Origin of the sequence: Lactobacillus nasalidis, from assembly GCF_016587775.1 — a bacterium.
Lineage (GTDB): Bacteria > Bacillota > Bacilli > Lactobacillales > Lactobacillaceae > Lactobacillus > Lactobacillus nasalidis.
In genome coordinates this window covers 1-407 of the sequence record NZ_BOCG01000454.1, presented here as the reverse complement: position 1 = coordinate 407, position 407 = coordinate 1, and the positions used below count along the sequence as shown (strand labels likewise).

Annotated in this window: 1 protein-coding gene; it reads right to left on the bottom strand. The window is 48.6% G+C overall.

The window, feature by feature from the left end; all coding sequences use genetic code 11:
• On the bottom strand, positions 1 to 407 hold a 407-nt coding region (locus lacNas_RS08685), incomplete at both ends, for a transposase (protein WP_201335873.1).

Below are 407 nucleotides of genomic sequence, written 5' to 3'. Positions count from 1 at the left end.
ACTGACCGTTTCCATGTCTTGTTCTTGCCAATCACAATAGTATTTGCTCCACAGCTTAGCGCGTAATCTACTATGCGCTTGGATGCCTTGTGGGCAAATTGACGAATCTTGGCATTGCGCCAATCGGTTAGGCGCTGCATGGATTTGGTCTGGCCGTATACCGCCTTTGGGCCTTGCTTGGTGCTGATAATGCTTTCGAGCTGGTGGTATTGAGCTTGAAGACTCTTCAATTTCGCCATGCGCTTGTTGTAGTATTGGTTGACGGATTTGATCGCACGACCACTAATGAGTAAGGCCTTGTCACCCGTATTTGAGACGCAGGCAAATGCATTATCAACACCTGGGTCAATACCGATATAGCGGCAGTTGTCTGGCAGATATGGCTTCTGGCTTGCAGCTGGAGTGTA